The sequence below is a fragment of the Anaerolineae bacterium genome, assembly GCA_011176535.1.
In the GTDB taxonomy this organism is placed as follows: Bacteria; Chloroflexota; Anaerolineae; order Anaerolineales; family DRMV01; genus DUEP01.
Genome location: DUEP01000079.1, coordinates 1 through 7,545, shown reverse-complemented (window position 1 = coordinate 7,545; position 7,545 = coordinate 1). Strand labels below are relative to the sequence as shown.

5 protein-coding genes are annotated in these 7,545 nt (G+C 62.6%); all 5 read left to right on the top strand.

Translation table 11 applies throughout. The features are described from left to right. Positions 1–107 precede the first annotated feature (107 nt). Positions 108–4,007 carry a DNA-directed RNA polymerase subunit beta gene (locus G4O04_07480; protein ID HEY58358.1) on the top strand — a complete coding sequence of 1,300 codons (3,900 nt, stop codon included), beginning with the start codon at positions 108–110 and terminating at the stop codon, positions 4,005–4,007. A 258-nt stretch (positions 4,008–4,265) separates the two neighbouring features. Next, complete coding sequence (rpsL, locus tag G4O04_07475) at positions 4,266–4,685, top strand: 30S ribosomal protein S12 (protein ID HEY58357.1); 420 nt, start codon at positions 4,266–4,268, stop codon at positions 4,683–4,685. Between the two features lie 87 nt (positions 4,686–4,772). Beyond that, positions 4,773–5,243: a 30S ribosomal protein S7 gene (gene rpsG, locus G4O04_07470; GenBank protein HEY58356.1), complete on the top strand. Its 471-nt coding sequence runs from the start codon at positions 4,773–4,775 to the stop codon at positions 5,241–5,243. Between the two features lie 48 nt (positions 5,244–5,291). After that, entirely contained in the window at positions 5,292–7,370 is a 2,079-nt protein-coding gene (fusA, locus tag G4O04_07465; protein HEY58355.1) for an elongation factor G, read from the top strand. A gap of 46 nt (positions 7,371–7,416) precedes the next feature. Continuing rightward, positions 7,417–7,545, top strand: a 129-nt coding sequence (tuf, locus tag G4O04_07460; protein HEY58354.1) for an elongation factor Tu, incomplete at its 3' end; no start/stop codon positions are given.

Below are 7,545 nucleotides of genomic sequence, written 5' to 3'. Positions count from 1 at the left end.
GTTAAAATCAACCTTTTGCGAAACCTTGCGGTTTGGTGAGGGGGGCTTTATAATATCCCTTTGCCTTCAGGCGGTTCAGTTTTCTTTTAATTCAGGAGAGGACACGCATGGCTTTGCCTAAAAAGTCGTACGCGCGCATCCAGGTCAACTTGCCTTTGCCCCACCTGATCGAGGTGCAGATCAAGTCCTTCGAGCGCCTTAGGAAAGAGGGGCTTTTCGAATTGTTCGACGAGATCACGCCGATTGAGTCCTACAACAAAGGGATGCGTTTGTACTTCCCCAGCAACACGCCCGAGGCCAAGGAGTGGGGGCTCAAGTACTGGTTCGGGGAGCCGAAGTACACGGTGGAGGAATGCTTAGAGCGGGATCTGACCTACTCGCGGCCCTTGTGGGTCTCGGTGTTGCTGGCCGGGCCGGATGTGCCGGAGCCGATCAAGCAAGACATTTTCCTCGGGGACTTTCCCGAGATGACGGAGAAGGGTACATTTATTTTCAACGGTACCGAGCGGGTAGTGGTGTCGCAGTTGATTCGCTCGCCGGGGGTGTATTTCGAGGCCCCCATCGATCGCGCCACCGGGCATCGCTTAGCCCAGGCGAAGTTGATCCCCGACCGGGGCGCGTGGATGGAGTTCGAGACGCGGAAGAGCGATTACCTGATTTTGAAGTTCAACCGCCGGCGCACAGTGCCGGTGACTATCTTCCTTCGCGCGTTGGCGGCGGTAGACGATGGCCTGGAGGGCTCTCCTATTAAGACGGGCTCCGATGAAGAGTTGCTGGCTCTGTTTGAGGATGTGGATAACAACCCGGACCGCATGTTCATCGCGGCGACGATTCGCCAGGAGCCGGAGTGGGACCTGAGCGGTGGACTAACCATTGCCGAGGCGGCCCTGATCGAGTTCTTTAAGCGCGTGCGCCCAGGCGACCCGGCCACGCTGGAGAACGCACGGGAGTTCCTGCAGCAGCAACTCTTCGACCAGCGCTACTACGACCTGCAGAAGGTCGGGCGCTACAAGATGAACCAAAAACTGGATTTGCACGGCGTCGTGCCGTTGAGCCACCGCCCCATCACCAAGTGGGACCTGGTGCGCATCATCAAGCGGCTTATCGCCATCAACAACGGCCTGGAGGACCCCGACGATGTGGACCACCTGGGGAACCGCCGGGTGAAGACGGTGGACGAGTTGATCAAGAGCAAGTTGCGCATCGGCCTGCGCCGCATGGAGCGGGTGATCAAGGAGCGCATGTCCATTCGGGATCAGGAGAACCTGACCCCGGCCTCGTTGATCAACATCCGCCCAGTGGTGGCGGCGCTGCGGGAGTTCTTCGGGTCCAGTCAGTTGTCCCAGTTCATGGATCAGACCAACCCGCTTTCCGAGTTGCGCCACAAGCGCACCGTGTCGGCGTTGGGGCCTGGCGGTTTGCGGCGCGAGCGGGCCGGTTTTGATGTGCGCGATGTGCACCACTCGCACTATGGCCGCATCTGCCCCATCGAGACGCCGGAAGGGCCTAACATCGGCCTCATCGGCCGCCTGGCCACCTTTGCGCGAGTGAACGAGTACGGCTTCATCGAGACGCCGTATCGCAAGGTGTACGGCAGCATGGCGGCCAACGATCCGCGCCTGGTGGGCCGGGCGTTGCGGGGCGAGGTGCGCCACCCCGAAACCGACGAACTGGTCGCCCCGGCGGGCACGCGGGTGGACGAGGCTCTGGCGGCTCGCTTGGCCGAGACCTTCGGCGGGCAAATGCTCCCCATCGTGCCCTGGGTTTCGGATGAGGTGGAGTACCTCACCGCCGATGTGGACGACAAGTTTTACATCGCCCAGGCCAACGCGCCGCTCAACGAGCACGGCGAGTTTGCGGCCGAGAGCATCATCTGCCGTTACCGCTCGGGCTTCCAGTTCACGCGGCCCGAACTTATCCAATACATGGATGTGGCGCCCTACCAGGTGGTGGGCGTGAGCGCATCGCTGATTCCCTTCCTGGAGCACGACGACGCCAACCGCGCCTTGATGGGCTCCAACATGCAGGCCCAGGCCGTCCCTCTGCTGCGCCCGGAGGTGCCCCTGGTCTCCACCGGCATGGAGCCGTACGCGGCGCTGGACTCTGGGCAGGTGGTGCTCGCCCAGGAGGACGGCGAGGTGATTTCTGTCACAGGCGAGCGCATTGTGGTGCGCACCGACGACGGCGAGGAAAAGGTGTATACCCTGCGCCGCTTTGAGCGCTCCAATCAGAGTACCTGCGTGGACCAACGCCCGGCGGTGGTGAGAGGGCAGTGGGTGAAGAAGGGCGATGTGCTGGCCGATTCGTCCTCCACGCAAAACGGCGAACTGGCCCTGGGGCAAAATGTGGTGGTGGCCTTCCTTTCCTGGGAAGGCAGCAACTTTGAGGACGCCATCCTGATCTCCGAGCGCCTGGTGCAGGAGGATTACTACACTTCCATTCACATCGAGAAGTACGAGGTTGAGGCGCGGGATACCCGCCTGGGGCCGGAGGAGATCACCAGGGACATCCCCAATGTGGGCGAGGACGCTATCCGCCACCTGGACGAGAACGGCATCATCCGCATCGGTGCCCAGGTGGGGCCGGGCGACATCCTGGTGGGCAAGGTGACGCCCAAGGGCGAAAAGGAACTGACGCCCGAAGAGCGGCTGTTGCGGGCTATCTTCGGCGAGAAGACGCGGGATGTGAAGGATACCTCCCTGCGGATGCCCCACGGCGAGCGGGGCACGGTGGTGGATGTGAAGGTCTTCACCCGGGAGGAAAACCGCGAGTTGCCCGTGGGCGTGGAGAAGATGGTGCGCGTTTCGGTGGCCCAGCGGCGCAAGATCACCGTGGGCGACAAGATGGCTGGTCGCCATGGGAACAAAGGCGTGGTCTCCAAGGTGGTGCCGGTGGAGGATATGCCCTGCTTAGAGGACGGCACCCCGGTGGACATCATTCTGAACCCGCTGGGTGTGCCGGGCCGGATGAACATCGGGCAGGTGCTGGAGACCCACCTGGGATGGGCGGCTCGGCAGTTGGGCTTCCGCGCCGTGACGCCGGTGTTCGACGGCGCCAAAGAGCACGAGGTGGAAGCCGAGTTGGCCCGCGCCTGGATGGTCGACCAGGCGTGGAAAGAGGTGACCGAGCGCGCCTGGGCCTGGTTCAAGGAGCAGGGGTACGACCCCGAGTTCGTGCGCGACGACGAGGTGCGGGCGTTGTATCTGGAGCAGTGGCTGGGCGAGAAAGGGTACGATGTGTTCCGCCTGGGGAACGACCGGATCTATGCGCGCCGCTCGGTGTTGCGGGAGTGGCTGAAAGAGAAGGGGTACGACCCGGACAAAATCTTGGCCTTCGAAGAGGCCTCTTTGCAGGGCGAGGAACGAGATGCCCAGGATAGCCGGGCTATTGTGGCCGGGCTGCGCCTGTGGCTGGCGGCCCAGGGCGTGGACACCTCCGACATCCCGGACGACGAGGTGCGGCGCAAGGCTGAGGAGTTCACCGCAGAGACCGGCCTCCCCCTGCCCATCCTGGGCAAGCAAATCGTGCGCGATGGGAAGACCGGTGAGCCCTTCGACCGCCCGGTGACCGTGGGCGTGATGACCGTGCTGAAACTCTACCACCTGGTGGAGGACAAGGTGCACGCCCGCTCCATCGGTCCGTACAGCCTGGTCACGCAGCAGCCTCTGGGTGGCAAGGCGCAATTCGGCGGGCAGCGCTTCGGCGAAATGGAGGTGTGGGCTTTGGAGGCCTACGGCGCGGCCTACACATTGCAGGAGATGCTCACCATCAAGTCGGACGATGTGCAGGGCCGGGTGAAGACTTACGAGGCCATTGTGAAAGGTCAGCCCATCGAGGAGCCTGGTCTCCCGGCGTCCTTCAAGGTGTTGGTGAAGGAGTTGCAGAGTCTGGGCATCGCCGTCGAAGCGGTGACCCCCGATGGGGTGCTCACCTTTGGGAAGGAAGACGAGAAGGGTCGAACGCCCAGGGTGCCGACCAGTCTGCTGGCGCTGGGCGACGATTTGTGACCACAGGAAGAAGCACCAGGGGCGCCTGCCCTGAGGTGCTGAGCCTCGCCAAAGCGTGCGAGCCGTGAGCGCATCCTTGACGCTGGGCAGGGTGCGTGGTAGAATGCGCATCTGTTCCGAACAGCACACTTTGGGTGCGCGCGGCGGCGCCGCGTGAGCGACGGGAGCCTAAGGCGAGGCCATCGCAAGTTGAGGATGGCCTCCCTTTATGAGAGTCGGACAAGCCTTTTGCAGGGAATCAATTTTCGGGAGGCAGCCGTGCCAACAATTAACCAACTGGTTCGCAAGGGACGCAAACCCAAGAAGCGCAAGAGCAAGGCGCCGGCGTTGCAGTACATCTACAACTCGATGAAGCAGCGTCGCATTCGCCTGCCCAAGGGTTCGCCCCAGAAGCGCGGGGTCTGCACCGTGGTGCGTACCATGACCCCCAAGAAGCCGAACTCGGCTTTGCGCAAGATCGCCCGTGTGCGGTTGACCAACGGGATCGAGGTGACCGCCTACATTCCGGGCGAAGGGCACAACCTGCAGGAGCACTCGGTGGTGCTCGTGCGCGGCGGGCGTGTGAAGGACCTGCCCGGTGTGCGTTACCATATCGTGCGCGGCACCCTGGATGCGGCCGGCGTGGAAGGCCGCCGTCAGGGCCGTTCCAAGTACGGCACCAGGAAGCCGAAAGGATAGTTTGGGTTTCGGAAGCAGGAATCGCCGGTTCACCCTTTTGCGGCCCGGCGATTCTTATCGCAGACAGAGGTGTGACGGGAGTGTACTATGCCACGACGATATCGGCCTGAGCGGCGGGTGATTCCGCCCGACCCGAAATACGGTAGTTCGAAGGTGGAGTCTTTCATCAACCGCGTGATGCGCAGCGGGAAGAAGAGTGTGGCGCGGCGGTTGGTCTATCGGGCGTTCGACATCCTGGCCGAACGCACGGGGAAGCCGCCTTTGGAGGTCTTCGAGAAGGCGTTGAAGAATGTGATGCCGATCATGGAGGTCCGTCCGCGGCGTGTGGGTGGCGCCACCTATCAGGTGCCCATGGAGGTGCCGCCGCATCGCCAGTTTGCCTTGGCCTGCCGCTGGATCATCCAGTCGGCGCGCGCCCGCTCGGGGAAGTCCTTTGCTGAGAAGTTGGCGGCCGAGTTGTTGGACGCTTACAATAACCAGGGCGCTGCGGTGCGCAAGCGTGAGGAGACCCACCGCATGGCCGAGGCCAACCGCGCCTTTTCGCACTTCCGTGTCTAAACCGCGTTCGATTTGGGCCGTAGCGGTCGCAAGGTACAGGTGAACTTTATGGAACGGCAGTATCCTTTGGAGAAGTATCGAAATATCGGGATCATCGCCCATATCGACGCCGGGAAAACCACGACCACCGAGCGTATTCTGTTCTATACCGGGAAGACCCACCGGTTGGGCTCCGTGGACGATGGCACCACGGTGACCGACTGGATGGAGCAGGAGCGCGAGCGTGGGATTACCATTGTCTCGGCGGCGGTCTCGGCGGAGTGGAAGGGGTATCAGATTAACATCATCGATACCCCGGGTCACATCGACTTCACCGCCGAGGTGCAGCGTTCGCTGCGCGTGCTGGACGGTGGGGTGGTGGTCTTCGACGCGGTGCAGGGCGTGGAGCCCCAGAGCGAAACGGTGTGGCGCCAGGCCGACCGCTACGGTGTCCCGCGTGTTTGCTTCATCAACAAGATGGACCGCGTGGGCGCCTCCTATGAGCGCTCCATCGAGAGCATTCGGGAGCGCCTGGGGGCCAACCCTATTCCGGTGCAGGTGCCCATCGGGGTCGAAGCGGACTTTCGCGGGGTGGTGGATCTCTTCACCGAAAAGGCCATCATCTGGGTGGACGACCTGGGCAAGGAGCCCACGGTCACGGGGGTGCCCGAAGAGTTGAAGGCGCAGGTGGCCGAGGCCCGCGAAAAGTTGGTGGAAAGCATCGCCGAGTTGGACGACGACCTTACGGAGAAGTACCTGGAAGGCGAGGAGATCACCGTTGAGGAACTCAAGACCGCCCTGCGGCGGGCGGTGATCGCGGGGAAGGCCACGCCGGTGTATTGCGGTAGCGCCCTGAAAAACAAGGGTATCCAGCCGTTGTTGGACGCGGTGGTGGACTTCCTTCCCTCTCCGGTGGATATTCCGGCGGTGCGGGGCTGGAACCCCAACACCAGTGAAGAGGTGGAGCGGCCCACTTCGGATGACGCCCCGCTGGCGGCCCTGGTGTTCAAGATTGTGACCGACCCTTATGTGGGCCGACTGGCCTACTTCCGGGTGTATTCGGGCAAGATCACCCAGGGCGCCATGGTGTATAACTCCACCAAGGGCAAGCGGGAGCGCATCGGACGGTTGTTGCGCATGTACGCCGACCGCCGCGAAGAGGTCAAAGAGGTGCGCGCCGGGGATATTGGCGCGGTGTTGGGCCTCAAGCACACGTTCACCGGCGATACCCTTTGTGACGCGGCCAATCCCATCGTGCTGGAAAGCATCTCCTTCCCCGAGCCGGTGATTTCCGTGGCCGTGGAGCCCAAGTCGGTGGCCGAGCAGGACAAACTCAACGAGGCCCTGCGCAAGCTGTCGGAAGAGGACCCCACCTTCCGCGTGCGCACCGACGAGGCCACGGGGCAGACCATTATCTCCGGGATGGGTGAACTTCACCTGGAAATTCTGATCGACCGCATGAAGCGGGAGTTCAATGTCCAGGCCAAGGTCGGGAAGCCTCGCGTGGCCTACCGGGAGACCATCACCCGGCCGGTGGAGCGGGTGGAAGGCCGTTTCGTCAAGCAGACCGGTGGCCGTGGACAGTACGGTCATGTGATCATCTCCATTGAGCCGGCCGAACCCGGTTCGGGTATTATCTTCGAGGACGCTATCGTGGGTGGGGCCATTCCCAAAGAGTTCATCCCCGCGGTGGAGAAGGGCATCCGCGAGGCCGCCGATGCCGGGGTGGTGGCCGGGTATCCGGTGACCGATATCAAGGTGCGGCTGTACGACGGCTCGTACCACGAGGTGGACTCCAGCGAGATGGCCTTCAAGGTGGCGGCTTCCATGGCCTTCAAAGAGGGTGTGAAGCGCGGCAAGCCGGTGCTGCTGGAGCCCATTATGAAGGTCGAGGTGGTGGTGCCCGAAGAATACCTGGGCGATGTGATGGGCCAGTTGTCCAGCCGGCGGGGCGAGATTCAGGGTATGGAGCAGCGGCCCGGCAACGCGCGTGCCGTGCGGGCCATGGTGCCGCTGGCCGAGATGTTCGGTTATGCCACCCAGTTGCGCTCCATCACCCAGGGGCGTGGGGTGTTCACCATGCAGTTTGACCATTATGCTCAGGTTCCGGAGAATATTGCGCAAGCCATTGTGAAGGGTGAGTTGTAGGTCATCCGGAGCATTCATACCTGCTGATTCATAAGGAGAGAGAAGCATGGCTAAGCAGAAATTTGAGCGCACGAAGCCGCACATGAACGTGGGGACGATGGGGCACATCGACCACGGGAAGACGACCCTGACGGCGGCCATCACGAAGTACTGCGCCCTGCAGGGGTGGGGCCAG

Excerpts from the sequence above, each read along its gene's own strand:
- G4O04_07480 (HEY58358.1), top strand. The coding sequence starts at position 108 with ATGGCTTTGCCTAAAAAGTCGTACGCGCGCATCCAGGTCAACTTGCCT.
- rpsG (HEY58356.1), top strand. The coding sequence starts at position 4,773 with ATGCCACGACGATATCGGCCTGAGCGGCGGGTGATTCCGCCCGACCCG.
- fusA (HEY58355.1), top strand. The coding sequence starts at position 5,292 with ATGGAACGGCAGTATCCTTTGGAGAAGTATCGAAATATCGGGATCATC.